This is a genomic window from Chryseobacterium sp. OSA05B, assembly GCF_019970065.1.
Taxonomy (GTDB): Bacteria; Bacteroidota; Bacteroidia; order Flavobacteriales; family Weeksellaceae; genus Chryseobacterium.
This window is the reverse complement of the sequence record NZ_JAHXYH010000004.1, coordinates 36,465-62,285: the sequence shown is the minus strand read 5'-3', so window position 1 is coordinate 62,285 and position 25,821 is coordinate 36,465. Positions and strand designations below refer to the sequence as shown.

The 25,821-nt window shown below is 38.8% G+C and carries 22 protein-coding genes and 5 tRNA genes; 12 read left to right on the top strand and 15 right to left on the bottom strand.

Going from position 1 to position 25,821, the window contains the following annotated elements:
* The first annotated feature begins 65 nt into the window (after positions 1-65).
* Genes LC419_RS15965 through LC419_RS15955 form a run of 3 tightly spaced genes read left to right on the top strand, consistent with a single transcriptional unit; the run spans position 66 to position 1,826 of the window.
* The gene (locus LC419_RS15965; protein WP_223608295.1) at positions 66-1,040 is read left to right on the top strand and encodes an endonuclease/exonuclease/phosphatase family protein; all 975 of its coding nucleotides are present in this window, start codon (positions 66-68) and stop codon (positions 1,038-1,040) included.
* A 4-nt stretch (positions 1,041-1,044) separates the two neighbouring features.
* Positions 1,045-1,407: a hypothetical protein gene (locus LC419_RS15960; protein WP_223608294.1), complete on the top strand. Its 363-nt coding sequence runs from the start codon at positions 1,045-1,047 to the stop codon at positions 1,405-1,407.
* A 41-nt stretch (positions 1,408-1,448) separates the two neighbouring features.
* Positions 1,449-1,826 carry a hypothetical protein gene (locus tag LC419_RS15955; protein ID WP_223608293.1) on the top strand — a complete coding sequence of 126 codons (378 nt, stop codon included), beginning with the start codon at positions 1,449-1,451 and terminating at the stop codon, positions 1,824-1,826.
* Between the two features lie 184 nt (positions 1,827-2,010).
* On the opposite strand, the gene LC419_RS15950 is transcribed toward LC419_RS15955, so the two are convergent.
* The gene (locus LC419_RS15950) at positions 2,011-3,525 is read right to left on the bottom strand and encodes a GH3 auxin-responsive promoter family protein (protein WP_223608292.1); all 1,515 of its coding nucleotides are present in this window, start codon (positions 3,523-3,525) and stop codon (positions 2,011-2,013) included.
* Between the two features lie 502 nt (positions 3,526-4,027).
* On the opposite strand from LC419_RS15950, the gene LC419_RS15945 reads away from it, so the two are divergent.
* From LC419_RS15945 to LC419_RS15905, 9 genes are all read left to right on the top strand, one after another.
* Positions 4,028-4,924, top strand: a complete 897-nt coding sequence (locus LC419_RS15945; RefSeq protein WP_223608291.1) for a DMT family transporter — start codon at positions 4,028-4,030, stop codon at positions 4,922-4,924.
* 22 nt (positions 4,925-4,946) lie between these two features.
* Entirely contained in the window at positions 4,947-5,177 is a 231-nt protein-coding gene (locus tag LC419_RS15940) for a sulfurtransferase TusA family protein (RefSeq protein ID WP_223608290.1), read from the top strand.
* 12 nt (positions 5,178-5,189) lie between these two features.
* A complete protein-coding gene (locus tag LC419_RS15935) occupies positions 5,190-5,942 on the top strand; it encodes a hypothetical protein (protein WP_223608289.1) in 753 nt (250 codons plus the stop codon).
* Between the two features lie 88 nt (positions 5,943-6,030).
* The gene (locus tag LC419_RS15930) at positions 6,031-7,458 is read left to right on the top strand and encodes an aminotransferase class V-fold PLP-dependent enzyme (protein ID WP_223608288.1); all 1,428 of its coding nucleotides are present in this window, start codon (positions 6,031-6,033) and stop codon (positions 7,456-7,458) included.
* Between the two features lie 13 nt (positions 7,459-7,471).
* Positions 7,472-7,559 (top strand) — tRNA-Arg (locus LC419_RS15925).
* Between the two features lie 61 nt (positions 7,560-7,620).
* Positions 7,621-7,708 (top strand) — tRNA-Arg (locus LC419_RS15920).
* A 62-nt stretch (positions 7,709-7,770) separates the two neighbouring features.
* A tRNA-Arg gene (locus LC419_RS15915) sits at positions 7,771-7,858 on the top strand.
* A gap of 63 nt (positions 7,859-7,921) precedes the next feature.
* Positions 7,922-8,009: transfer RNA gene (locus LC419_RS15910), tRNA-Arg, on the top strand.
* A 61-nt stretch (positions 8,010-8,070) separates the two neighbouring features.
* Positions 8,071-8,158: transfer RNA gene (locus LC419_RS15905), tRNA-Arg, on the top strand.
* A 160-nt stretch (positions 8,159-8,318) separates the two neighbouring features.
* Here LC419_RS15905 and LC419_RS15900 read toward each other — a convergent pair.
* The 14 genes from LC419_RS15900 to rsmH form a co-directional block, all read right to left on the bottom strand.
* A complete protein-coding gene (locus LC419_RS15900; protein ID WP_034724594.1) occupies positions 8,319-8,729 on the bottom strand; it encodes a BrxA/BrxB family bacilliredoxin in 411 nt (136 codons plus the stop codon).
* A gap of 453 nt (positions 8,730-9,182) precedes the next feature.
* Positions 9,183-9,629 (bottom strand): GatB/YqeY domain-containing protein, encoded by a 447-nt coding sequence (locus tag LC419_RS15895; protein ID WP_047456528.1) that lies wholly within the window; start codon positions 9,627-9,629, stop codon positions 9,183-9,185.
* Between the two features lie 83 nt (positions 9,630-9,712).
* Positions 9,713-11,635, bottom strand: coding sequence for a cell division protein FtsZ (ftsZ, locus tag LC419_RS15890; protein ID WP_223608287.1), 1,923 nt, complete (start codon positions 11,633-11,635; stop codon positions 9,713-9,715).
* A gap of 111 nt (positions 11,636-11,746) precedes the next feature.
* Positions 11,747-13,129: a cell division protein FtsA gene (gene ftsA / locus LC419_RS15885; RefSeq protein ID WP_223608286.1), complete on the bottom strand. Its 1,383-nt coding sequence runs from the start codon at positions 13,127-13,129 to the stop codon at positions 11,747-11,749.
* A gap of 115 nt (positions 13,130-13,244) precedes the next feature.
* A complete protein-coding gene (locus LC419_RS15880; RefSeq protein WP_223608285.1) occupies positions 13,245-14,210 on the bottom strand; it encodes a cell division protein FtsQ/DivIB in 966 nt (321 codons plus the stop codon).
* Between the two features lie 72 nt (positions 14,211-14,282).
* On the bottom strand, positions 14,283-15,641 hold the full coding sequence (gene murC, locus LC419_RS15875; RefSeq protein ID WP_223608284.1) for a UDP-N-acetylmuramate--L-alanine ligase: 1,359 nt from the start codon (positions 15,639-15,641) through the stop codon (positions 14,283-14,285).
* A 54-nt stretch (positions 15,642-15,695) separates the two neighbouring features.
* Positions 15,696-16,799, bottom strand: a complete 1,104-nt coding sequence (murG, locus tag LC419_RS15870) for an undecaprenyldiphospho-muramoylpentapeptide beta-N-acetylglucosaminyltransferase (RefSeq protein WP_223608283.1) — start codon at positions 16,797-16,799, stop codon at positions 15,696-15,698.
* A 120-nt stretch (positions 16,800-16,919) separates the two neighbouring features.
* Positions 16,920-18,158 carry an FtsW/RodA/SpoVE family cell cycle protein gene (locus LC419_RS15865; protein ID WP_223608282.1) on the bottom strand — a complete coding sequence of 413 codons (1,239 nt, stop codon included), beginning with the start codon at positions 18,156-18,158 and terminating at the stop codon, positions 16,920-16,922.
* Between the two features lie 67 nt (positions 18,159-18,225).
* A complete protein-coding gene (murD, locus tag LC419_RS15860) occupies positions 18,226-19,551 on the bottom strand; it encodes a UDP-N-acetylmuramoyl-L-alanine--D-glutamate ligase (RefSeq protein ID WP_223608281.1) in 1,326 nt (441 codons plus the stop codon).
* A gap of 82 nt (positions 19,552-19,633) precedes the next feature.
* A complete protein-coding gene (mraY, locus tag LC419_RS15855) occupies positions 19,634-20,875 on the bottom strand; it encodes a phospho-N-acetylmuramoyl-pentapeptide-transferase (protein ID WP_034724610.1) in 1,242 nt (413 codons plus the stop codon).
* 74 nt (positions 20,876-20,949) lie between these two features.
* Positions 20,950-22,410, bottom strand: a complete 1,461-nt coding sequence (locus LC419_RS15850) for a UDP-N-acetylmuramoyl-L-alanyl-D-glutamate--2,6-diaminopimelate ligase (RefSeq protein WP_223608280.1) — start codon at positions 22,408-22,410, stop codon at positions 20,950-20,952.
* A 65-nt stretch (positions 22,411-22,475) separates the two neighbouring features.
* Positions 22,476-24,467, bottom strand: coding sequence for a penicillin-binding transpeptidase domain-containing protein (locus tag LC419_RS15845; protein WP_223608279.1), 1,992 nt, complete (start codon positions 24,465-24,467; stop codon positions 22,476-22,478).
* Positions 24,451-24,816, bottom strand: a complete 366-nt coding sequence (locus LC419_RS15840) for an FtsL-like putative cell division protein (protein ID WP_047456505.1) — start codon at positions 24,814-24,816, stop codon at positions 24,451-24,453. Before LC419_RS15840 ends, LC419_RS15845 begins: the two co-directional genes overlap by 17 nt.
* Positions 24,817-24,923: 107 nt before the next feature.
* Positions 24,924-25,817 carry a 16S rRNA (cytosine(1402)-N(4))-methyltransferase RsmH gene (gene rsmH, locus LC419_RS15835; protein ID WP_223608278.1) on the bottom strand — a complete coding sequence of 298 codons (894 nt, stop codon included), beginning with the start codon at positions 25,815-25,817 and terminating at the stop codon, positions 24,924-24,926.
* Positions 25,818-25,821 lie beyond the last annotated feature (4 nt).

Genomic DNA, 25,821 nt, shown 5'->3' with positions numbered 1-25,821 from the left:
AGTTAAAGCTTTAGTGCTTGGTAGGATTTTTGATGAAGAGAAGCGTACCCTAGTCCGTTTATTTCATGAAGCCGAGCCAGTTATTACTATTTATTCATATTGTTGTTGCCGTGTTGCTCTTATGCACGTTGGGCAACGCATGGATTCCCCCTAATTTTTTAGGCTCTTTAAACCTACTTTCCCTTGGTTTCCCCTATCTGATTATCGTATATGTCCTTCTTACACTGGTTTGGATTGTTAAACGCAAGAAAATATCCATTGCCTTTTTATTGGGAACATTTCTATTTTACAATCCGGTAAGACGATGGGTCAATTTTTCGCCAAAAACAGAAAGTTTTAAATCCATCAGAGATATCAAAGTGATTACGTTCAATGTAAAATATGGTGATTTCGGCTGGGATAAAGTAAAAAAATACATCACAGATCAGGATGCAGATATTATTCTGGTTCAGGAAAAAGATACCAACAGGGCTATCAGAAAGGATATGGTAAAATACCCTTCCGTGATTCTGAAGACCAAGCATAAAATTGTAAGACAGGAAAAGCTGATTGAAGAAAGCGCAAGAGGAAACTCATTCTATGCCGACGTAGATATCAACGGGCAGATCATAAGAGTGGTTAATGTATATCTGGAGCCTTTCAGACTTCATAAATCAATGCTTAAATTTGAAGGTTTTGCAAAACAGGGAGGCAAAATTGCGAACCTTATTTCCCATATGACACCTACTTTTAAAGCCCATGAAGACCAGATCAGAAAGATCCGTAAAGTAATTGATTTTTCACCTTATCCGGTGATTCTGGCGGGGGACTTTAACTCGGTGCCCAATTCTTATGAATATTATAATCTGGGGAAAGACCTTCAGGATGCCTTCCTTACGGTAGGAAACGGAGCGTCAACCAGTTTTCATGATTATAAGGTACCTCTTAGAATCGACTATATCTTTACTTCAAAGTCTATCGTTCCTTTAAGCTATAAAGTAGACCACTCTGTAAAATTATCGGACCACTATCCTGTAATTGCAGAATTTCTGCTAAATTAGTTCCATGAAAAATTTACTCTCTGCGGTTTTTGTAATACTGCTTTTGCTGTCTGCCTGTTCAAAGAAGGAAACACCAGGTTTTGCGGCAGATGAGCAGGTAAAAATCCATTATGATACCGCTGCTGTGGATTCATTTTCAGCAGGTGCTACATCGGTAGATATCGTCCGACAGATCAGAATGTCATCACAGAAATATCAGGATTCTATAAAGCAGGCTGAAAAACTTCAGAAGGAAGAGCAAAAGCTGAAAGAAGAGCTTGAAAAAGAGAACAAAAAGAAGCTGGAAGAAGAAAAGAAGAAGACGGAAGCAGAGAAGAAACAAAAAACATCAGAAACTCCACCCACCAATGGAGTAAAGACAGAATAAAATTCACACCAGATTAAAAACCTTTTAAAAAAATATAAAATATGAAAAAACAAACCTTAGCAGCAGCTGCCATCGCAGTATTTGCTGTATCATGCACTAAATCTACAACTAAAACAGAACAGGTTGAAGGAGCTGACGGATCTGTAACCACGACTACAACTACCGTTTCTGAAACATCTCCTCACGTGGATACCGCTAAAATAGATAAGGCGAAGGAAGATGTAAAAGCTAAAGTAGATGCAGCAGGAAACAAAATAGACGAAGCCACCCAGAAAACGAAGGAAGACCTTAATAAGGCAGGAAAAGACATCAAAGCAGGAGCGAAAGAAGTTGGACAGGATGTAAAAGACGCCGCTGCAAAGGGAGCTGCCAAAGTAGAGGAGGGTGCGAAAAAATTGAAGGAAGACTTAAAGAAATAGTAAACTACTAAAATACAGAAAACGCAGTCAATTTTTGGCTGCGTTTTTTTATGTGGTGTTTTTTAGGGATTAGGGATTAGGGATTAGGAGGAATTTGTCTTTCATTTTAAGTAAGTATCCCAATATTGGTTTTTGGATCTCTACAACTTCCTTCTTCCATCATCAAGCTTCCTTTCTACTCACACTACTTGTTAAGTTCCAGTAGAGGATCTATATATTCCCGGTCGTTGCTCAGTCTCGGGACTTTATTCTGGCCGCCGAGCTTTCCTTTGGATTCCAGCCATTGGTAGAAAAGATCGGGTTTTGCGATGTGAACAATCGGTCTTTTCAGGGTCAGATTGTTATATCTTTTGGCTTCATAATCCGAATTGATCGTTTTTAAATGATGATCGAATGCATCGGTAAAACGTTCCAGATCATCCGGATGGTGACTGAATTCGAAGATCCATTCATGGGCACCGCCTTCATTCTCTTTCATGAAAACAGGAGCACCGGTGAAGTCTGTAATGCTTGCTCCGGTCACTTCGCAAGCCTTTGAAAGGGCAGATTCTACATTGGTAATCATAAGCTCTTCCCCGAAGGCATTGATATAATGCTTGGTTCTTCCCGTTATTTTTATTCTGAAAGGATTGGTAGACGTGAATACTACGGTATCACCAATCAGATATCTCCACAGTCCACCGTTGGTGGTGATCACCATCGCATAGTTTTTTCCGACTTCAACATCTTCCAGACTGACTACTTTCGGATTGGAAAAATGAAACTGGTCCATCGGAATGAATTCGTAAAAAATACCATAATCCAGCATCAGCAGCATTTCGTCGCTGTCCGATCTGTCCTGGATTCCAAAGAAGCCTTCAGAAGCATTGTAAATTTCGTAGTAGTTGATCTTTTTCCCGATGATTTGCCTGTATTGGTCCTTGTAGGGTTTGAAGCTGATACCACCGTGAAAAAACACCTCTAAATTAGGCCACAGCTCAGAAATACTTCCGCTGTCTGTTTCTTTTAAGACCCTCTGAAGAAGAACCATCATCCAGCTGGGTACACCAAGAATACTTCCCACGTCTTCATTCTTTACTTCTGAAGTGATGGCTTTAAGCTTGCTTTCCCACTCAGACATAAGGGAAACCTTTTTGCTTGGTGTTGTGGTGATTTCTACCCAAAAAGGGAGGTTGTCAATTAATATAGCGGAAAGATCCCCGAATTTGGTATTGAAATCTGCATGGAGCTCGGAGCTGCCTCCCAAACGGAGATTCTTATTGGTAAAAAGTTGATTTTCAGGGTGGTTGTTGGCGTAGATAGATACCATGTCTTTTCCTGCTTTCATATGGCAGTATTCCAGACTTTCGGTGGAAATGGGGATAAACTTGCTTTTTGCATTGGTTGTTCCTGAGGACTTTGCAAAATGCTTGATGTATCCGGGCCAGCTCACATCCTTGTGTCCTTGTCTTGCTCTTTCGATAAAAGGCTCAAAATCTTCATAAGTAACGATCGGTACCTTATTTTTAAAGTCCTGGTAGCTTGAAATTGAATTGAAGCCATATGCTTTGCCGTATTCAGTATCTTCAGCATGAAACAGCTGGGAAAAGAGTATACCTTTCTGAGTTTCAATGGGATGGTCCATGAAATTCTGAATCTGATCTATTCTCTGACGGATAAACCAGTTGACTACAGTATTGAAAAGTGCCTTTGTTGCCATTCCAACAAATATAATAATATTTGGATTTTTAGAGAATTTTTATCACGTTAAATAAAATAACCCTGAAAATTAACAAAGGTCCTGACTGATCTTAGTCATGTTTACAGGGAAGATTCACCTGCTTTTAGTGTTTTTTGGGAGATCTATTTCAAGAGTATTAAAAGAATATTTTTCAGTTTTTAAACAATTTTCTGAAAAATTTATTTAGAAAAATAAATACTTGTTGATGAATAGGATGTTTTTGTATTATAATGATTGTCAGTTATTTATTTTTAAATTTTAACCGTCACAACTCCGTTTATATTGCAGAAATTGAGTGGAAAAAAATGATGATTTTACATTTTTTATTTTTTTTCACGTTTGTGTGATATTTTTGTTTAATATTGCTGCAGTCAAAATTTTTAAAATTTCTTCAGGGGAATATTTAATTTATTATTTACAAATTATAGAAAAATTTTCGAGGAATATTAGAGGTCTCTCAAAATATTAAAAAACTAATACAATGGCAACCAACCAGAATGGAAATTCGTCTTTAATAACTGCTTTAGCTTCTATACTGGGCTGGGGTATGGTAGGCGTTTTTATAAGACTTTCATCCCTGAAGTCTCCATTGCTTATTATTTCTTTGAGATTCATTATAACTTGTTTTGCTTTGTTTCTTGTCTTATTCCTTCAAAGAAAAACCAAACAGGTTTTCAAAGATTTATTTTCGAATAAAATAATTGTTATTCTAAGTTTAGTTTTATTTCTGACTTATTTTTTTGGAACGATGGCTTTTATGCTTGCTCCTATTGGAGAAGTAACGTTGTTAATAAGTCTCTCTCCTTTTTTTGTCATTTTATTTAGAATATTTAAGGGCAATGCCATTTCAAAAAATGAGTATATAGGAACTGTAGTTGCTGTTTTGGGAGTGGCTATCATCATGTATCCGCATCTGAGTGCACCGTTAAATATTTCTTCGTCTTCCGTATTGGGACATATATTCGCAATAACAGGGGCATTATTATTTGCTGTTTTTGTGATGATCTCGAATAGGCAAAATCTTTTAAACAAACAGATAAATACTTTAAGTGTAACCCTAGGAACCTGTTTTTTTGGAGGTTTGGTATTTCTTTATATTCTATTATTTGATAAGGTAGGGATTGAATTAGAGAGTTTGAGTGCTTCTAATATGGTAAGCATCATTGCTTTGGGGATATTCTCGACAGCGATTCCTACTTTTGGATTTGCTTATGCCTCTAAAAAATTACCTCCTTTATTATTATCAAACCTTCTGCTACTGGAGCCGGTTTTTGCGATTGTTTTTGCATATTTATTCCTGGCTGAGGCACCCAGTATGTATATATATCCAGGTATTCTATTAATTTTTATAGGACTTTCAAAAGTATCAAAAAAGTGATATGCTTAGAAATTAAGAAGTTATGAAAACAGATTTTTCAATTTTAGATGTTTCTGGTGAAACATGTCCAATTCCGGTATTAAGATTAAAAAAGATCTTAAAAACAACGTCAGCAGGTGATAAGGTTAAGCTTATAGCCACTGATCCTAATACGAAGACGGATGTTCAGAGGTTTTGTCAAAATGGTAAAAGCACTCTGCTGGAATACTCTGAACTTGCAGGCGTTTACTCGTTTTTAATTTTAAAGGTATAATATATTGTTGCTATGAACTCAACCAAAAGTGCTTTTAGCGTTATTGAAAAGGAATTAAGAGAGATTAAAGGGAAAAATCAATCAATTATTGCAGGACATTACTGTATTGCAGATGGATTGGAAGAACTTTCTCATGAAGGAGAGTCCGAGATACATTCTTTCGAACTGGGTCTTGAATCTTTTAAGTATTTAAAAAATAAAGGAAATAAAGTTTCATTTAACTTATGGATTAACGATATCGGTGTGGATATTTCGTTTAGAAAAGAGTTTAAGGAAGTTTATAAAATTCCGGAAAACTATTTGAAGATTCTGGATCAATATGATGTAAAAAGTTCAGAGATAGAGATTTACTTTGAAAGCTCGGTAAGAAATAGAGCGATGCTGGAATTTCGGAAGAGATATAAGGTATCGCCCGAGAAATATACCCTGTTTAATAGCAATGAGCAATCACTTGTAAGATGTATTAATAATGACCAGTGCGAAATAAGTGAGTCTAAAACAGCATATACTATTTCGGGCCCGGATGGAAGTCCGATCGTCATGAGGGAGGGAGCCAGTGTGAAGTGTAATTTGATTTTAGCCACGCTGTTGCATTTGGTTTATAATAAGCATCAGTCAGAAGATATTATTCATATCTCAAATGATATTTATGTTGATCGTGTCAGATTGGGAGAATATGTAGCAACAGAAGTCTATAACCTGAAAAGCTATTGTCATAGTTTTTTTTGTGATGAAGAAGATGCATACAAGAAAGATTGGTCATAAACCTGTAAAAGAAGTAGGATAATAAAAATATCCACCCTCAAATATTTACATCTAAAAACGTCATTAATTTTTTTACAAAACTTCTTTTATGAATTATAAAAAGCTATTTATAGGAACAGATCTGTACATTAAAACATCGGATCAGGAAAAAACGGAACGCATCTATTTAGATTCGGCCGCAAGTAATCTGGCTTTAAGGTTGTCTCAGGAAATCTCTCAGGAATATTTAAACTATTATGCTAATGCACACACCAAAGTACATGCAGCTGCTAAATTTACTACTGAGCTTATTGTGTGGGCAGAAAATACAATCAAGGATTTCTTAGGAGCGGATGATACTTATGGTGTTGTATTCCTCGGAAATGGGGTTACCTTTCCATTAAATAGACTCGCGCTGGGATTAAGTAAACTGAGACCTGAGAAAGATACCGTTATGATCTCTTCTATGGAGCACCATTCTAATGATCTTCCCCATCGTGTGAACCATGAAAAAGTAATGTATATTTCAGGGTTTGATGAAAAAGGAGACTATATAGGCTTTGATTTAGCTCAAATAGAAGAGCAGCTCGCAAGCTCTAACAGAAAAGTAAACTACGTGGCCATTACCGGCGCAAGTAATGTTTCCGGTGAGATTTCTCCTTACCATGAAATTGCCAAACTGGCGCATCAGTATGATGCTTATATTATCGTTGATGGAGCACAGCTGGTAGCGCATGCACCGGTTTCATTAGTAAATAATGAAGACCCTTTATCTTCTGTCGATTTCTTTGTTTTTTCGGGACACAAAATATACACTCCGGGTTCTCCAGGGGTATTAATCGGAAAGAAACAAATTCTGGCTCAGATGGAGCCGATATTTTATGGTGGCGGAATGGTAAGCTCAGTTACATTAAATGATTTTACAGTAGCCGAACATCTATCGGATAAAGAACATGCAGGAACATTAAATATTCCGGGAATCATATCTCTAGGCTGCACGATCAATTTTATGCAACACTTAGACATGGAGAAAGTTTATGCTAAAGAACAGCATCTGATCAATTATTTATATGCTGAGCTAAGTCAGATTCCGGAAGTAATCCTTTATCCCAATGGAAATATTATAAACAAAGTTGGTGTCATCTGTCTGAACTTACAGAACATCCCTCACGAATTGACTTCCTTGATTTTAAACGATTATTTCGGAATTGCTGTGAGGAATGAATGTTTTTGTTCCCATCCATTTGTAAAAGATTGTTTAGTAGAGGAATTATGGGATATAGAAGATGAATCAGCTGTTAATCTGTATAGAGGAATGGTTAGAGTGAGTTTAGGTCTTTACACAACGGAAAAAGATTTGGAATTCTTTGTACAGTCCATAAAGAAGATTATCGGAAATATTGATTTTTACCGTATGCAGTATGAGCTGATTGATAAAACTAACTATAAGCACAGAGATTTTGATAATGATCTCAAAGATTACTTTGATATAGAGAAAAAAATAAAAAACTACTATGAAAAATCATATTCTTCATAAATAGATCTTTCAAAGAGAGATGGCTGAGTGGCTTAAGGCGTATTGTCTTCGTGACAGTATATGCGTTCTTCGCATCAAAGGTTCGAATCCTTTTCTCTCTTCATTGATTGGATGTTTGCAGTTATATTTACGGCAAAAATTCTGATAACTTATTTTATACAAAGAGAGGTGGCTGAGTGGCTTAAGGCGTATTGTCTTCGTGACAGTATATGCGTTCTTCGCATCAAAGGTTCGAATCCTTTTCTCTCTTCATTGATTGGATATTTGCGGTTGTATTTTCTGCAAAAGATCTGATAACTTATTTTTATACAAAGAGAGATGGCTGAGTGGCTTAAGGCGTATTGTCTTCGTGACAGTATATGCGTTCTTCGCATCAAAGGTTCGAATCCTTTTCTCTCTTCATTGATTGGATGTTTGAGGTTGTATTTTCTGCAAAAGATCTGATAACTTATTTTTCATACAAAGAGAGGTGGCTGAGTGGCTTAAGGCGTATTGTTTTCGTGACAGTATATGCGTTCTTCGCATCAAAGGTTCGAATCCTTTTCTCTCTTCACTGATTAGATGTTTGCGGTTGTATTTGCCGCAAAAGATGTGATCATTTATTTTATACAAAGAGAGATGGCTGAGTGGCTTAAGGCGTATTGTTTTCGTGACAGTATATGCGTTGTTCGCATCAAAGGTTCGAATCCTTTTCTCTCTTCACTGATTGGGTGTTTACGGTGGCATTTACTGCTTAAGCTAAGCTCTAATCTGCATTATCAATGAAAATGAAGCATCTTTGTTTTTTTTATTGGCCCAATTTCAGCATAAAAAACCCGCTACATCATCTGTAGCGGGTTCGTATTTTGCTTGATTGTTTCTTAGCAGTACTCGTCAAAAGCAGCCTGAAGATTGGCCGCAATAGCACCTGCAGGGTTTCCTTCGATGTGGTGTCTTTCCAGCATGTGAACCAATTCACCATCTTTGAAAAGCGCTACACATGGAGAGCTTGGAGGGAATGGAGCAAGGTGTTTTCTTGCTTCCGCTACAGCTTCCGTATCAAATCCTGCAAACACAGTTGTTAAATGATCAGGTTTTTTATCACCAGTCAAAGAATATACAACTCCCGGTCTTGCCGCACCTGCTGCACATCCACAAACTGAATTGATGACCAATAGAGTAGTTCCTGACTGCTTTAAAGCCTCTTCTACCTGTGCAGGAGATGTTAAATCCTGGAAACCTTTATCTGTAAGTTCTGCCTTCATAGGCATTACTAAATCTGTTGGATACATATATTTTGTTTTTTATCGGTACAAAGTTAATGATTTCTTAGCTTTTCTTCAATATATAAAAACTATCAATGGTTTAGTCAGATAAAATTAATATAATGTTAATACATCAATAATATTCAAAAAAATGTGAAATAAAATTATGAATAATGAGAAATATTTACTAAATTTGAAATGATTCTGAAAAACAAACGACCATGAAAAAAACATTTACTGCTTTCCCTCGAGCATTCAAATTATTCAATACGGCATGAGAACAGTCGTAAGTAACACCTATTCAGTTTTTATACATGATCAGCTGAATTAATAATTATGAATATCCAAAAAATGAATCCCGGAACGCTAGCGTCCCGGGATTCTTTAATCAAATCGATATGCAAAGGTTGGATATCCTGTTTTTGGGGTTCATGTTGGTGTTCCGGTTAGATCCCGGATCTCACACCACGTATCCCGGTTTTATGAAAGCAGTTTCTTCGCCATTTCGGAAATACTTTTTCCGTCTGACTTCCCTGCCAACGCTTTTGAAGCAGCTCCCATTACCTTTCCTAAGTCTTTTGCAGACTCAGCTCCGGTTTCTGAGATAATTTTCTTGATCTCAGCTTCCAGTTCTTCCGGACTCAGCTGTTTAGGCAGAAACTGCTCAATCACTTTCATCTGAGCCTCTTCCACTTCAGCAAGGTCATTTCTTCCCTGTGCAGAAAACTGTTCGAAAGAATCTTTACGCTGCTTGATCATTCTCTGAAGGATAGCAATTTCCTGCTCCGGAGAAACTTCAACTCCTCTCGCTTCAGTGTGTAGATTTAAAATTTGAGCTTTTACAGCTCTCAGAGAGTCCAAAGCGACTCTGTCTTTCGCTCTCATGGCTGTTTTAATAGCTTCGCTTATGATATTTTCTAAACTCATGGTATTGGTAATTTGATGATATGCTGATGGGCTGATGTGATGATTAATTATCGCATCATCAAATCAACTCATCATCGCATTATTTAGTCAACGTCTTTATTTAAAAATCTGTTCTCTCTCACCTGCATAGATCCATTGTTGTCAGACAGATACGTATTGATATTCTGATCTGAGGCATTGGTTCCGTCTATGGCGATATTCTTTCTTTTGAAAGCCGGTACAGATTCGAATTCGCTTGTGCTGTCAAAGCTTTGATAGCGTGAATTGAATTCTTTTAATTTATTTCTTCTCTCCACAATTCTGTCCTGGTCAACCGCTTTATTCACGAATGTGAATTCTGATTCTGCAGGTTTTGGAGTTTCAATTTCTATTTTTTCTTCAAAGGCCGGTTTTGTTTCAGCTTTCGGCTCTTCATATCTTGTCTGGAAGATAGCTTCAACTGCCTGAACCGGAATTTCAGTTACTGCACTTGCTGGTGCTGTAAACTCTGCTTTTGGCTGACCATAGTCAGTTTTAGGCTCATTAGATGAAGGCTGATTGTTCACAAAGAAGCTGAACTCAACAGGTTTCTCATCTGAAAAAGCACTGGTAGCTGGCGTAGACGGCGTTTCGTCTTTTCTGGAATCAAAGTCAAATTTAAAAGACTCGATTTCCAGATCATTCGGATCTTCTCCTTCTTCATCATAAGAGAATAAGCTGTAAGACTCTTCTTCTGATTCTTCTTCATTTCTCCAGTCACGGGAAGCACTGTTCTGCGTATCTCCCTCTTTATCAAAGAATTTTATTTCTGTTTTGATTTCTTCTTCCTCAATAATCATTTTTTTTTCAGAAGAGGTCATACCGAACTGTGGAGCATCATTGTCCTCATCATCCAGTCTGAAAGTATGTTTTCCGCCGAAATCACGTGTTGTTTCAGAAGGTGTTTCTCTTTCTTCCCTTGTTTTAAAAGGAGAGGCTTTTGGCGTCTCAAGACTGTCGTTAAGACTGATTCTGATCTTTTCTGTAGGACCCGCGAATCTTTTGCTGTCATTTGAAAAACCTGTAGCGATGACAAGAACGCTTACAGAATCTCCCAGTTCTTCATCAGCACCCACCCCGAAAATAATATCAGCGGTATTTCCAGCTTCTTTCTGGATGTGGTCCATAATAACCCCGATCTCATCCATGGTCACTTCTTCGGCACCACTTCTGATCAATAGAAGGACGTTTTTAGCACCGGTGATCTTGTTGTCGTTCAACAACGGAGAGTCTAGCGCTTTTTTAACCGCTTCTTCCGCTTTGTTTTCTCCTGAAGCAATTCCGGTAGACATCAAAGCTGTACCAGAGTTCTGAAGTACGGATTTAGCATCTCTAAAGTCAATGTTTACATCAAAATAACCGGTAATAACTTCTGCCATTCCTTTCGCGGCATTGGTTAAAACTTCATCGGCTTTTGAGAATCCCTGCTTGAATCCAAGGTTTCCGAACTGCTGTCTTAATTTATCATTATTGATAACAATAAGTGAATCAACATTATTTCTTAGCTTTTCAAGACCGATTTCGGCCTGTTCAAGTCTTCTTTTACCTTCAAAGCTGAAAGGAACGGTAACAATACCTACGGTAAGAATTCCCATATCTTTGGCTACCTTAGCGATCACAGGAGCAGCTCCGGTACCTGTACCACCGCCCATTCCGGCAGTAATGAATACCATTTTGGTATTCTGGCCCATCGATGCTTTGATCTCTTCGATGCTTTCAATAGCAGATTTTTCCCCCACTTCAGGATCAGCACCGGCACCAAGACCTTCTGTGATGGTGGTACCAAGCTGTACTTTGTTGGCAACGGGGTTATTATCTAGCGTTTGGGCATCCGTATTGCAGACTACGAAGTCTACTCCGTAAATCCCTTTCTCGTACATGTGTTTAAGCGCGTTGTTTCCACCGCCTCCTACACCGATTACTTTTATGATGGATGAATTTCCTTTTGGCAAATCAAATGAAAATCCTTGTGTACCTATATTTTCCATAACTATGCTTTTTATAATTGATGAGTGATGAATGATAACTGATGAGTGATAAATGGCGTTGGGCAAAAAGCTTTTTATTTATCAATTATCAATGATCTTCTATCATTTATATTACTCTACTTCTTCAAAGAATTTTTTTACTTTTTCCATAAGCGACTGCCCGAAGGTCAATTTCGCTCTTCTGTTTTCCTGCTGCTCATTCACAACGGGTTGTTCCTGAACGATCGCTGTAGGCTGAACTGCCTGAACTGTTTCTGTCTGTGCCACAGCAGTTTCTGCGTTGGCCATTTCCTCTTCCACGAGTTCTTCTGTTTCAGCGCCCTGCTTTTTGTCCCGAATCTTCAAACTCTCCATCAGCAAGCCGATTGAAGTAGCAAATTCCGGGCCTTTCAGGTACTGATTCTTGTCGTTTGCGATATATTCATTAGCAAATCCTATTCTGCTGTCAAAACCTGTTGTATAATTGGCAAGCTGGCGAAGGTGCTTTAAGTTGGATCCACCTCCCGTAAGGACAATCCCTGCGATCAGTTTTTTCTTTTGCTCGAATGCTCCGTAAGCTTTTAATTCTGTATTCACCATTTCAAGGATTTCTTCCACTCTCGCGTTGATAATCTGCGCCAGCGTTTTAAGGGAAATCTCTTTATCCGGTCTTCCGTGAAGTCCGGGAATGGTTACAAATGTGCTGTCCTTTTCCAACTCGGGAACTGCAGAACCGAATTTTACTTTCAGCTGTTCTGCGTGTTTCTCGATGATGGAGCAGCCTTCTTTGATATCTTCCGTAATGATACCGCCTCCGTAAGGAATCACGCAGGTATGACGGATGATATTATCTTTGAAGATCGCAATATCTGTAGTACCGCCGCCTATATCTACAATAGCAACGCCGGCTTCTTTTTCTTCTTTCGTTAATACGGCTTCTGAAGACGCCAGAGGTTCCAGGGTAAGGGCTTCCATTTCAAGGCCTGCCTCTCTTACACATCTTGCGATGTTTCTGATGCTGCCCATCTGTCCTACTACTACGTGGAAGTTAGCTTCTAAACGCTTTCCATGCATTCCTACAGGCTCCTGAATTTCACCTTCGGAATCTACTTTATATTCCTGGGGAAGAACATGGATGATTTCTTCTCCGGGAAGCATAACCAGTTTTTTCACCTGATCTTTCAGGGCTTCGATGTCGTCGTCTGTAATAAATTTGTCCGGATGCTCACGCATGATATAGTCGGAATGCTGAAGAGAACGGATATGTTTTCCTGCAATACCTACTGTGACCTTACGGATAGGAACTCCTGCGCTGGATTGTGCTTCAGAAACGGCCGCCTTGATTGAATTAATGGTTTGTGAGATATTATTCACAATACCTTTATGAACTCCAAGACTTTTGGCCTTCCCAACGCCGAGAACTTCTATCTTCCCGTGTGCATTCCTCCTTCCGACAATCGCGACAATCTTCGTTGTCCCGATGTCCAGACCTACTGAATACTCTTGATTTTCCATTTTATGTCGATTTGATTTTTTTTCTACTTTTTCACGTCTGGGACGGTGTCCCGTTTTTTTAATCCAAGTGGATTTTATCCAATTCTATGTTAAATCGTCCCTTTGGGACTCTATGTTATTCTATTTTTACTTTTGCCTTGGGCTTTGCAGCTGTTGGCTTTTTCTCTGTTTTTTTAGTTTCCTTTGGTTTGACAGTAGTTTTTGGCTTTGCTTTTTCCTTCGGTTTAGCTGAAGGTGTTTTTGTTTTCTTAGTTTCCGCCTTTTTAGGCATTACATCAGGTTTCTTTGCTGCAGCCAGTGCCGGGGCTTTGGCAAGTTCCAGATTTCCTGCTTTCAGAATACTGTCGTTTTCTTTAAAATAAGGGTTTAAAGTGGTTACAATCTGGTTTTGGTATTTCACAGAAACCATGCTGTATTTTTGGGGATCCTGGAATACAAGGTATTTTTCCACGAAAGTTTTTAACCCCTTTACTTTAAATTCAATATTATCAAGATCTCCTATTTCTACTTTATAATTTCCGTCACTGGTGAGAAGATTATAATCGCCTTTGCTTTTTGAAATTCCGATAAAGAATTTTTTACTGAAATCATCTTTATCAATTTTTCCCACCAGTTCTGCCAGTTTCTCGTATTCATCGGGACTTACATTTCCTGTGACCAACATGCATGGATGCGAGTAGGTTTTGGAAATGGGGAACTCAGTTCCTTTTTCATCTACATAGAAGTCTCTTCCGTCTTTATTCAGTCTGAATACTGGAACTCTCTGCTTAATATCCAGATAAAGCTTCCCGTTTAAGTTCAAATAGACATTGGCACTGTCTACGGCCGGAAGTGAATTGATCTTCTTTTCCAATACCGGAATATTTAGGTCTCCCACCTTTCCGGAAGGGTTTTCTTTTTTTACAATTTCCCGGATATCTTTTTCATCAATGAAGTATACCGGAGTTTTTTCATTCATTTTTACAGAAATCTTATTGTCCGTGATCTTCTGGCCGCTGAATCTCTTCAATGAGAAACTCAGCAGTAATCCAAGGATGATCACTGTGACAGCAATTTTTAATATTCTGTATTTATTTTTCATAATTCTAAGACGTCAGATTTCAGATGTCATACATCAGAACTGATTCATTTTTCATTATTAATTTTTCCACTATTATTTTTGTGCAATCCATTCCGTAATAGGATCATACAGGGTGTCAATGTTTCCTGCGCCTACGGTGAGAAGGATGTCAAAATCTTTTTCTTTTATTTTGTCAAAAGCACTGGAGAGATCCGATCTTTCTTTTTTATCTAAATTCACTTTTTCCAATAACCAGCCGGATGTTATTCCTTCGAAATTTTCCTGAAGTTCTCTCGCCGGATAAATATCAAGAAGGATCAGTTCATCCGCTTTACCTAAACTTTCTGCAAACCCGTCTGCAAAATCTCTTGTTCTGCTGAAAAGATGCGGCTGGAAAACCACCAACAGTTTTTTCTCAGGATAAAACGTTCTGATTGAGCTCACTACCGCATTGATCTCTGTCGGATGGTGGGCGTAATCATCGATGTAAATTTTACCGTTTGGATAAATATGCTTTGTGTATCTTCTTTTAATTCCTTTAAAATTGGCAATGGCCTTTTTCAGCGTTTCAAAATCCACTCCTAAATTGTGAAGGATAGCCAATGCTGCTGTAGCATTTTCCACATTATGGATGCCCGGGATTTCCCAAACAAAGTCTTTTACTGTTTCAGACGGAGTATGGAAATCAAAATAGATCTTATCATGATCCATACGCAGGTTGTCTGAATAGTAATCTGCTTCTTCATTGACAGCGTAAGTTTTATGGTCTCTGCCAATATCCAGTCCTTTTCTTACAAATAACTGTCTGTCGTTCGGAACAAGTGCTGCAAACTGCTTGAAGCCTTCTTCAATATGACTTTTATCACCGTAAATATCTAGGTGATCAGCATCGGTAGACGTTACCACGGCCCAGTCCGGAGAAAGAGCCAGGAAGCTTCTATCGTATTCATCTGCTTCTACTACAGAATATTGTGTACCGTTGTACAAAAAGTTTGATCTGAAGTTTTCAGAAATGCCACCTAGAAAGCATGAAAACGGAAGGTCAGCCTCTTTACACAGGTGAGAAACCAATGTGGAAGTTGTTGTTTTTCCGTGAGTTCCGGCTATAGCGATACAGTCTGTATTTTCTGTGATCAGGCCTAAAACTTTGGCACGTTTTAAAACTTCAAACTGATTCTGATTGAAATAATCTAGAATTCCCAACGATTTGATGGCGGGAGTATAGATGACCAGTGTGTTTTCTTTTTGAAGGTCGGTTATTTTTCCATCAATATGATCTTCGAAAACAATATCAATTCCTTCTTTCATCAGTTGGGTCGTAAGTTTGGTATTGGTCTTGTCATAGCCCAGCACGTTTTTGCCCGAAGCATTGAAATAACGTGCCAAAGCACTCATTCCGATACCTCCGATCCCTACGAAGTAATAATTTTGATATGTTTCTAGAATTTTCATTATTTATTAAAAAATTTAAAGATTAAATGATTAAAGAATTAAGCCCTTTATCAATTATCTTACTAACATGCTAAATATCTCATCTACAATCTCTTTTGCTGCATTGGGCTTGGCAAAATATTCCATATTCTGAGACATTTCATTTCTTATACTTGTACTGTTGCAGATTTCTTCCAGAGTATTCCAGAATTTTTCCTGCATTTCAGAGTCTTTTACCATTCTGGCTGCATTTTTTTCAACCAGATTCATGGCATTTTTGGTCTGATGATCTTCCGCCGCAAACGGGAAAGGTACCAGAAGAACCGGCTTTTTAGCAACCGCCAACTCTGAAATGGCAATAGCTCCGGCTCTTGAAACAATGATATCTGCTGCAGAGTAGGCCAGTTCCATGTCCTTGATGAATTCCAGGATCTGAATGTTTCTGCTGTCGGAATCTTTTGTTTCTTCTAAAATATCTTTATAATCAAGCTTTCCTGTTTGCCAGATGAGCTGATAGTCTTTATCGACAAGCTCGTTTAAATGAGATCTCCAGGCATTATTTAAAGTTCTGGAGCCCAAAGAGCCACCTACTGAAAGAATGGTAAGCTTATCTTTACTCAGCCCCATTTTTTCTTTTGCAAGGTCTGTTTCCGTCATTCCTGTGATGATATTCTCACGAATAGGATTTCCCAGGAATTTTATCTTTTCAGCAGGAAAACCTTCCACTTTAGGATAAGCCGTGAAAACAGCTCTGGCTTTCTTACTTAAGATTTTATTCGTTACCCCTGCATGGGCATTCTGCTCCTGAATAAAGATGGGAATTCCCAGTTTATTGGCTTCATACAAAGCCGGACCGCTTGCAAAACCTCCGGTTCCAACTGCAAAATCGGGAGCGAAACTTTTAATGATCTTCTTCGATCTGGATAAGCTTTTCAAAATTTTGAAAGGCAGCCCTAAATTCGATAACATATTTCCTCTGTCGATTCCGGCAATATCAATTCCTTCAATTTTATAACCAGCCTGCGGAACTTTTTCCATTTCCATTTTTCCGTTGGCTCCAATGAACAAAAATTCTGTATCAGGAAATCTTTTTCTGATTTCGTCTGCAATAGCGATAGCCGGGAAGATGTGTCCTCCTGTTCCGCCGCCTGATAGTAATACTTTTAGTTTTTTGTTCATTTTCTTTTTATGTTGATGGACTGCTTATTAATAGGACTGCGTCCTATCTTTTGTTAAATCGTCCCGTTGGGACTTTTTATCATTTTTTTTGATTCCGATAAGTCGTCCTGTTGGGACTCTTTATGCGATGTCATTAATTTCGGCTACGCTTTGTTTTTTGCCCATTCCTTCTTCATCGTATATCTGGATCCTTGAGCTTATATTTAAAATAATTCCAAGCTGGAGGTAAGTGACCAGCATGGAGGTTCCTCCGTAACTTATCAGCGGTAATGGCTGTCCTGTTACCGGGATCAGATTGACTGCTACAGCAATATTCACTGCAAGCTGAATGAAGATCATCACCCCGAGACTGAGCACGAGCAGGGACCCAAAAAAGGCGGGCATTTTGCTGGCAATCATTACAATTCTGATCATCATAATGAGATACAGACATATCAGGAAGGCGGCACCAATCAGTCCGTATTCTTCTACGATCACGGCAAAAATAAAGTCGGAGGCAGACTGTGGAAGCATTTGTTTCAATGCACTTTTTCCAGGTCCCATTCCGGTAATTCCACCATGCACGATGGCGGCTTTGGCCTGCATCACCTGATAGTTTTTAGCTTTTACGCTTTCATCATCTACATCAGCGGTTTTTGCTTTGCTGGAGGTAAATGTTTCAATACGGCTCATCCATGTATGCACACGGTTTCCACCGATAAGATTGGTGTTTAATGCTATAATCAGGAAGAGGACAATGGCTATAAATGAGGAAGAGATGAATCCTGCAATGTATTTCCAGTGAAGCTGTCCTATAATCAGAACAATCACGGAAACCATCAAGATCATCAATGCCGTAGAACCGTTGTCTTTTGCTACCAGTACAAATACCAACAGGATAGGCCCGAAGATGTACATAATGTTCTCTATCGGAAGTCTTTCCCGGGTTATTTTCTTGGTCAGATATCTGCAGAGATAAATGATCAGCATTAAAAACGCAAATGACGAGGGCTGGAATGAAATAGGGGTTCCGGGGATTTTCAGCCATCTTGAAGCACTGGCTCCATCAATGGTCTGACCCGTAAACATGGTGACAACGAGGAGAACGATCATTAAACCGAGCAGAATGCTGCTGAGCTTTCCGATGTACTCGTATTTCACCATTCCTACCACTCTCATGATCACAAGACCTAAGACCACAAAGAACATATGCTTGATAACGTGACCGGTTGTGGTCCCGTTATTCACGATATATTCCAGATTTGAACTTGCAGAGTATACGGGGAAAATAGAGAAAATGGAGATCACAAGGATGACCATCCAAAGTACTTTATCGCCCTTTAGAAATTCAATTCTGCTTTCTGTGTTCTGTTCGTCCATATTTTTGTATTCATGTATGATGTAGAAACTAAAATGTACCTTTTACACCCGACATTTTACTTTTTACTTACTTTAATACCTGCTCTTTAAACTGTTTTCCTCTGTCTTCATAGCTTTTAAACAGGTCAAAACTTGCGCAGCATGGGGAAAGTAAAACGGTATCTCCGCTTTTGGCCAGTGATTTTGATATTTTCACAGCTTCTTCCATGCTTGATGTATCATAGATGAATTCTTTTTTGTCTTTAAAGAAGTCTATGATTTTTGTATTGTCTATTCCAAGACATACAATGGCTTTTACTTTTCTTTTAACAAGCTCCTCAATTTCTGAGTAGTCGTTTCCTTTATCTAATCCTCCTACGATCCAAACCGTTGGAGTTTTCATGCTTTCTAAAGCGTAGTAGGTTGCATTGACATTCGTTGCCTTGCTGTCATTGATGTATTTTACGCCATTGCTTTCAGTTACGAATTCAAGTCTGTGCTCTACCGCCTGGAAAGTCATTAGTGAGTTTCTGATGCTTTCATTATTGATTTCCAATATCTTACCGGCTATTGAAGCGGCTAAGCTATTGGCAACATTATGATTTCCAAGAAGAGACAGTTTATCCATCTTCATAGAAAACTCATCCTTCATTTTTACTACGATCTGATCGCCATCAATGAAACCACCTTCAGACAGTTTTTCTTTTGTAGAGAAGGGAATCATTTTCGCTTTTATTTCCAGCTTCTCAAGAATGGTTTTACTCATTTCGTCATCTTTATTGTAGATGAAGAAATTGTCGTTTTCCTGATTTTCAGCAATTCTGAATTTAGCTAAAGCATATTCTTCATAATTGTAGTTGTACTGATCCAGGTGATCCTGAGACAGGTTCAATAGCAGTGAAATGTAAGGTCTGAAGTTCTGAATATCATCCAATTGGAACGAACTCACCTCCAGTACATAATATTCATGGTTCTCATCTGCCACCTGCTTGGCAAAGCTGTATCCTATATTTCCTCCCAATCCTACATTTAGTCCTTCATTTTTCAGGATGTAGTAGATCAGGGAAGTTGTCGTTGTTTTTCCGTTGCTTCCTGTAATCGCGATGATTTTGGCATCCGTAAATTCTGAAGCGAACTCAATTTCAGAGGAAAGTCTGATTCCTTTCTCATGAATTTTGTGAACGATCTCCGCTTTTTTGGGAATTCCCGGGCTTTTTACGATCCAGTCTGCATTTAAAATTCTTTCTTCGTTGTGGTTTCCTTCTTCAAATTCAATTTCATTTTCGGCTAAAAATTGCTTGTAGTTATCCTTAATAGCTCCTTTGTCTGAAAGAAAAACCTCCAGACCCTGTTTTTTCGCTAAATAAGCAGCTCCACATCCGCTCTCTCCACCTCCTAAAACAACTATTTTCATATCTATTTTGATTTAATGATTGAAAGATTTAAATGATTCAAAATTTTTAAATACTTAAATTTTCAATATTTTAAATGATTGGTTATCTCATTTTTAATGTGATCAGGCATACAATGGCCAGCATTACTCCGATGATGATCATTCTGTTCACGATCTTGCTCTCATGGAAACCACCTTTCTGATAGTGATGGTGTAATGGCGACATTCTAAAAAATCTGTTATTCTGAGCGTAATCCAGCCCATATTTTCTTTTTCTGTATTTGAAAACAACGACCTGCAGCATGACAGAAACGTTTTCAATCAGGAAGATTCCGCATAATACCGGAATCAGAAGTTCTTTTCTCAGGATGATCGCTAAAACGGCAATCACTCCTCCCAGCATCAGACTTCCTGTATCGCCCATAAAAACCTGGGCAGGATAGGTATTGTACCAGAAGAAACCGATTACGGCACCTACCATGGCTACCGCAAAAATGGTGGTTTCACCCATATTCGGGAGGAACATAATATTGAGATAATCTGCAAAAATAATGTTCCCGGAAAGGTAGGCGAACAGGGCGAGGGTGAGCAGTATAATGGCACTGGTTCCTGCCGCGAGCCCGTCAATTCCATCCGTAATATTGGCTCCGTTTGAAACGGCAGTTACGATGAAAATAACGATCGGGATAAAGACAATCCATGCCCACTCATGGGCATCTTTATCATTCATCCAAAACAGAATTCCACTGTAATCAAACTCGTTGTTCTTGGCAAAAGGAACGGTAGAAACGGTGATCTTTTCTGTTGGCATAAAGTTCTGCTCTACATTGTTTCGGTTCACCACTTTTGCATCCGCATACTTTCTTTTAACCGTGATGTCCGGGTGGAAATACATTGTAACTCCGACAATTAGTCCTAAGCCAACCTGTCCTACAATTTTGAATTTCCCACTCAGTCCGTCTTTATTTTTCTTTACTTTCTTTAAATAATCATCCACGAAACCAATAGCACCCATCCACAACATGGAAACCAGTAGCAGAACAATATACACATTGGTGATTCTCGTAAAGAGCAGCACCGGAATAATGGTTGCAATAATAATGATAAGTCCTCCCATGGTAGGAGTTCCTTCTTTTTGCTTTTGTCCGTCTAGCCCAAGATCACGTACCAATTCGCCCATCTGTTTTGCTCTCAGATAATTGATGATCCTTTTTCCGTAGACCAAGGCAATGACCAGAGAAAACAACACAGCTATTCCGGCACGGAAAGAAATGTATTTCAGCATTCCCAATCCCGGTATGTGGATTCCCTGACTGGTTAGGTATTCGTATAGATAGTATAACATAGTTTCAATTATTAATAAATGATAAGTGATTATTGATGAATGATAAATTAGGCGCTCAATAATCGATTATAAATTTATTTACTCATTAACTTCCAAAGCTCGTTGATCGTTTCTTTGTCGTCAAAATGATGTTTAACACCATTAATGTCCTGATAGGTTTCGTGGCCTTTTCCGGCTACTAAAACAATATCTTTAGGCTCTGCAAACTTAATCGCCATTTTAATGGCTTCTTTTCTGTCCGGAATTGAAGTGTATTTGCTGAAGTTTTGAGATTCAACGCCCGCTTCAATTTCTTTGATGATCTGTGCAGGATCTTCTGTTCTCGGATTGTCTGAAGTGATGATTGCCAGTGTGGATTTTCTGGTGGCAATATTTCCCATTTCAGGTCTTTTGGAGTGATCTCTGTCGCCTCCGCATCCGAAAACTGTGATCAGTCTTTCGTTTTTGGTTCTGATGTCATTAATGCTGTCCAGAATGTTTTCCAAAGCATCAGGCGTATGAGCATAATCCACAATGAAGAAAATTCCACCATCTGATTTGAAGGTTTCAAATCTCCCCGAAACTCTTTTCAGTTTACTGATCGCCTGCAAAGTTTCATCCTGCTCAAAACCGAGTTCTGTTGCGATTCCGAAAACCAGCAATAAGTTGTACACATTGAATCTTCCAGTCAATGTCGTCCAGAATTCTTTTCCATTGAAGTTCAGCAGCATTCCGTTGAAATCAATTTCTAAAGATTTCCCGTGGTAATCTGCCATGGTCTTCAGGGCGTAAGATTTTTTCTTAGCCTTTGTATTCTGAAGCATCACCATTCCGTTTTTGTCATCTACATTGGTGATCGCTATGGCAGTATCTTCAAGTCCGTCGAAAAATCTCTTCTTGGTTTTAAGATATTCATCAAATGTTTTATGATAATCCAGATGATCGTGGGTAAGGTTGGTGAATCCTGCAATTTTAAAATGGAGACCTTCAATTCTGTTTTGTGCAATTCCATGAGAGCTAACTTCCATGAAAGCGAATTCACAGCCTTTTTCAACCGCCTCGGCTAATATTTTATTGATGGTAATCACATCCGGAGTTGTATGAGTGGCAGGAATGATCTCATCCGCAATTCTGATCTCCACCGTGGAAAGCAGAGCAGAATCATATCCCAGATTTTTGAATACATCAAAAAGAAGGGTAGACACCGATGTTTTTCCGTTAGTTCCGGTAACTCCGATTAATTTAAGTTTCTGAGATGGATTTCCGTAAAAGTTGGATGCCAGATGTCCCAAAGTCTGAGATGAATCTTTCACCTTAATGTAGGTTACATCTTCATTCAATGTTTCAGGGAATTCCTCGCAAACGACTGCTTTTGCACCTTTTTCAACAGATGATGCAATGTATGAATGTCCGTCTGCAACGGTTCCTCTCACTGCTACGTAGAGTGAGTTTTCCGTAATCTTTCTGCTGTCGAAAACCAATTCTGAGATGTCACGGGTGTCATCGCCATGAATCTCTAAAACCGGGATTCTTTTTAATAATTCTGTTATTATCATTTTATATCAATAGGATTCCATCCTATTCTTTGTTAAATCGTCCCTTCGGGACTGGGTTTTCTATTTTAATTCTGCAGAGACAAATAAATTCTCTGGTTCTTGCTGATTACTGTTCCTTCCAGCGGAAACTGCTCTTTGATCCTTCCTACGCCTTTATAATCAATGCGGTAACCTAAGTTTTCCAATTGAGGAATTACATTTTTACCGATGAGTCCTACTACATTTGGCATCTGTTTATTGTTGACCGCTATTTTGACATTAGGCTCTACCAGTTTGCTTAGATTCACCTTTCTGTCTACGAGCATTTCTTTTTCTATATTCTGAGGTGTTTTCAGGAATGTTTTTCCTGCAATTTCCTTAAATACGGGAGCTGAGACAGGACCTCCGTAAAAACCGATGGCCGTATTGGGCTCACTGATCATCACATAACAGGTGTATTTGGGATGATCTGCCGGATAGAAGCCTGCGAATGATGCGCGGTATTTCATAGGACCCGGAAGCCAATATTCAAATCTTGCGGTTCCTGTTTTTCCTGCCATTTTAAGGTTGGGCGTGAAGATGCTTCGTCCCGTTCCTTTTTCTACGGCTTTCGTCAGTGCGCTGGTCATCATTTTGATGGCTTTTTCTGAGGCCATTTTATTCACCATGACTTCCGGTTTTGCGCTGTACATTACTTTACCGTCTTTCATGATCTTGTCGATGAACAGAGGTTTAAGCATTTTACCGCCGTTAGCAACCCCGTTATAGAAGGTTGTTAACTGTAACAGGTTGATGTTTGAGGAATATCCGTAAGAAATAGAAGCCAGTGTTGCGGCGTTCCATCTCTTGTGTTGTGGAGTTAGAATCTTCGGTTTTGTAATTCCCGGAAGCTCTATATCCATTTTATCGAATAATTTCCATCTTTTCAGGTGGTCAAGGAAGATCTGTGGCTTTTCTGCGTAATACTTTGTGATAAGCTTCGCAGTTCCTACGTTACTTGATTTCGCTAAAACGTCACTGATATCATATGTTCCTCCACCATGGCCGTCGGATATTCTCTGTTTTGCATAGGTCCAGACGCCTCCTCCTACGTCTACGGTTGTATTCTCATCGATAAATCCGTCATCCATTGCCGCCAAAAGGGAAATAGTTTTAAATGTAGAACCAGGTTCGATATTATCTTTTAAGGCATAGTTGTAAGAATCTTCGTATTCTCCGGACTCTGTTCTTCTCAGGTTAACCAAAGCACGTACTTTTCCGGTTTCTGTTTCCATGACGATTACGGTTCCGTGTTTGGCTTCATAGGTGATCAGCTGCTTCTCTAATGCTGAGTGTGCAATGTCCTGAATTCTAAGATCTAAAGTTGTATAAACGTCTTCACCATCTACCGGTTCTTTTACTTTCCAGTAATCGATCGGTTTCCATTGTGATGAATTGATTCTTTGTTCCAGTCTTTTTCCGTCTGTTCCGGTAAGATATTTTGAGAATGCACCTTCCAGACCGGCTTTTACTTCACCGTTATCGATACCGATGGTTCCGGCTCCAATTTCTGAAGTAGCGAGTTCTCTTTTATAGTTTCGGTCTACGATGAAACCTCCTTTATTTTTTCCTTTTTTGAAGATCGGAAAGTTTCTGATTCTGTCATATTGGTCAAAATCAAGACCTTTCACCAAAGTATAGTACTGGTTTTTCTTTTTTTTCTGCTCGTCGAATTTCTGTCTGAATTCTCCTCTGGATTTTCCGAACATTTTGCTCAAAGAATCTGTAAGCGCTCCGATATTGTTGCTGTAGATCGTATCTTTCATCGTTTTAAAATCAAGATAGATGTCATAGCGCATGACGGTAGTGGCGAGAATAGATCCGTCGGAAGCAAAGAGGTTTCCGCGGGCAGCTTTTAAAGTGGCTTCGCGATAGTTTTTATTAATGTAATCGTCTTTAATTTCCTGAACGTTAGTATTTTGCAGGATTACAATTCTCGCAAGAAACATCACAAATACGCACAGAGCTCCCACTGCGAACAGGTAGCCCCATCTTAACGTCTTTTTACGTTTGTTGTCGTATTCATTTTGTTTTTGCATCTGTACTGTCTAGTTTTATTAGCAGTTTATGAGGATGGTTTTCCAAAGTCATCAGTGAGTCCTTTGCTACTTCCTTCCCCAGTTGCGATTCCATTTTTACTTTGATCAGCTTACTCTGGGCGTAAGCGTTTCTCGATTTGTATTCTTCAGTTTCTTCTTTTAAAGCATTGACAATTTTGATCTTTTTGTTGACAAGGTGATTGCTGTAAATCATGGCCATCATCAGAATGAACAACAGTAAAAAATACTTGTAATGAGTTTTGATCTCATCGCGGTTCAGAAAGTTTCCTTTTATAATGTCTATAAAAGTGAGTCTTTTCTGAGGGCGGTTTGTTGTTCGTTTTGCCAAAGTTTTTTTATGTCAATTTGTTTACAGTGAATTCGCTTTGCGTGTCAATGGTCAATTTCTTATGAATCTTTATTCACTTTTCACAATTGACAATTCACCATTCACTTTTACACTTTAATTCCAGTTCTCATTTTTGCACTTCTTGCTCGTGAGTTTTCCTCGATTTCCTTATCATCCGGGATGATCGCTTTACTCTTAAGCAATTCAAAGACCTTTTTATAATTTCCGTAGATATCTCTTTGCTGCTCTCCTTCAAACATTCCGTTTTTCAGGAATCTTTTTACCAGACGGTCTTCCAGTGAATGGTAAGAGATGACAACCAGTCTTCCTTCCGGTCTTAAGACATTCAGTGCCTGAACCAGCATTTCTTTCAGCGCTTCCAGTTCCTGGTTGACTTCTATCCTGATGGCCTGGAAAAGCTGAGCATAGAATTTATTCACCTTATGAGGCGGAAGGTAGCTGAAAAGCTTTTTCAGATCCTCGGTGGTATTTATGGTCTTTGTTTTTCTGTGATGAACGATATCTCTTGCCAGTTTTCGGGCTTCTCTCAATTCGCCGTAGTAATAAAATATATCGGCAAGCTCAGTTTCTTCATACTCATTGATCACCCTCTTGGCATCAAGACCCTGCATAACGTTCATTCTCATATCCAGAGGAGCATTGTTTCTTGTAGAGAAACCTCTTTCTGCCTCATCAAACTGATGGGATGAAACCCCAAGATCGGCCAATATGCCGTCTACCTGAGAAATACCATACATCACCATGGAATTTTCCAGAAACCTGAAATTCTGATTCACCAGCGTAAATCTGGGATCATCAATGGTGTTTTTAAGGGCATCCAGATCCTGGTCAAAACTGAAAAGTTTTCCCTTCTCTGATAGTCTGCTCAGAATTTCTCTTGAGTGGCCTCCTCCTCCAAAAGTGCAGTCCACGTATATTCCGTCAGGATTCGTCACCAAATCATCAACGCTCTGCTTCAATAAAACGGGGTTGTGGTACATACTT

Coding starts and splice junctions, on each gene's coding strand:
- LC419_RS15965 (WP_223608295.1), top strand. CDS start 66: ATGAAGCCGAGCCAGTTATTACTATTTATTCATATTGTTGTTGCCGTG.
- LC419_RS15960 (WP_223608294.1), top strand. CDS start 1,045: ATGAAAAATTTACTCTCTGCGGTTTTTGTAATACTGCTTTTGCTGTCT.
- LC419_RS15955 (WP_223608293.1), top strand. CDS start 1,449: ATGAAAAAACAAACCTTAGCAGCAGCTGCCATCGCAGTATTTGCTGTA.
- LC419_RS15950 (WP_223608292.1), bottom strand. CDS start 3,525: ATGGCAACAAAGGCACTTTTCAATACTGTAGTCAACTGGTTTATCCGT.
- LC419_RS15945 (WP_223608291.1), top strand. CDS start 4,028: ATGGCAACCAACCAGAATGGAAATTCGTCTTTAATAACTGCTTTAGCT.
- LC419_RS15940 (WP_223608290.1), top strand. CDS start 4,947: ATGAAAACAGATTTTTCAATTTTAGATGTTTCTGGTGAAACATGTCCA.
- LC419_RS15935 (WP_223608289.1), top strand. CDS start 5,190: ATGAACTCAACCAAAAGTGCTTTTAGCGTTATTGAAAAGGAATTAAGA.
- LC419_RS15930 (WP_223608288.1), top strand. CDS start 6,031: ATGAATTATAAAAAGCTATTTATAGGAACAGATCTGTACATTAAAACA.
- LC419_RS15900 (WP_034724594.1), bottom strand. CDS start 8,729: ATGTATCCAACAGATTTAGTAATGCCTATGAAGGCAGAACTTACAGAT.
- LC419_RS15895 (WP_047456528.1), bottom strand. CDS start 9,629: ATGAGTTTAGAAAATATCATAAGCGAAGCTATTAAAACAGCCATGAGA.
- ftsZ (WP_223608287.1), bottom strand. CDS start 11,635: ATGGAAAATATAGGTACACAAGGATTTTCATTTGATTTGCCAAAAGGA.
- ftsA (WP_223608286.1), bottom strand. CDS start 13,129: ATGGAAAATCAAGAGTATTCAGTAGGTCTGGACATCGGGACAACGAAG.
- LC419_RS15880 (WP_223608285.1), bottom strand. CDS start 14,210: ATGAAAAATAAATACAGAATATTAAAAATTGCTGTCACAGTGATCATC.
- murC (WP_223608284.1), bottom strand. CDS start 15,641: ATGAAAATTCTAGAAACATATCAAAATTATTACTTCGTAGGGATCGGA.
- murG (WP_223608283.1), bottom strand. CDS start 16,799: ATGAACAAAAAACTAAAAGTATTACTATCAGGCGGCGGAACAGGAGGA.
- LC419_RS15865 (WP_223608282.1), bottom strand. CDS start 18,158: ATGGACGAACAGAACACAGAAAGCAGAATTGAATTTCTAAAGGGCGAT.
- murD (WP_223608281.1), bottom strand. CDS start 19,551: ATGAAAATAGTTGTTTTAGGAGGTGGAGAGAGCGGATGTGGAGCTGCT.
- mraY (WP_034724610.1), bottom strand. CDS start 20,875: ATGTTATACTATCTATACGAATACCTAACCAGTCAGGGAATCCACATA.
- LC419_RS15850 (WP_223608280.1), bottom strand. CDS start 22,410: ATGATAATAACAGAATTATTAAAAAGAATCCCGGTTTTAGAGATTCAT.
- LC419_RS15845 (WP_223608279.1), bottom strand. CDS start 24,467: ATGCAAAAACAAAATGAATACGACAACAAACGTAAAAAGACGTTAAGA.
- rsmH (WP_223608278.1), bottom strand. CDS start 25,817: ATGTACCACAACCCCGTTTTATTGAAGCAGAGCGTTGATGATTTGGTG.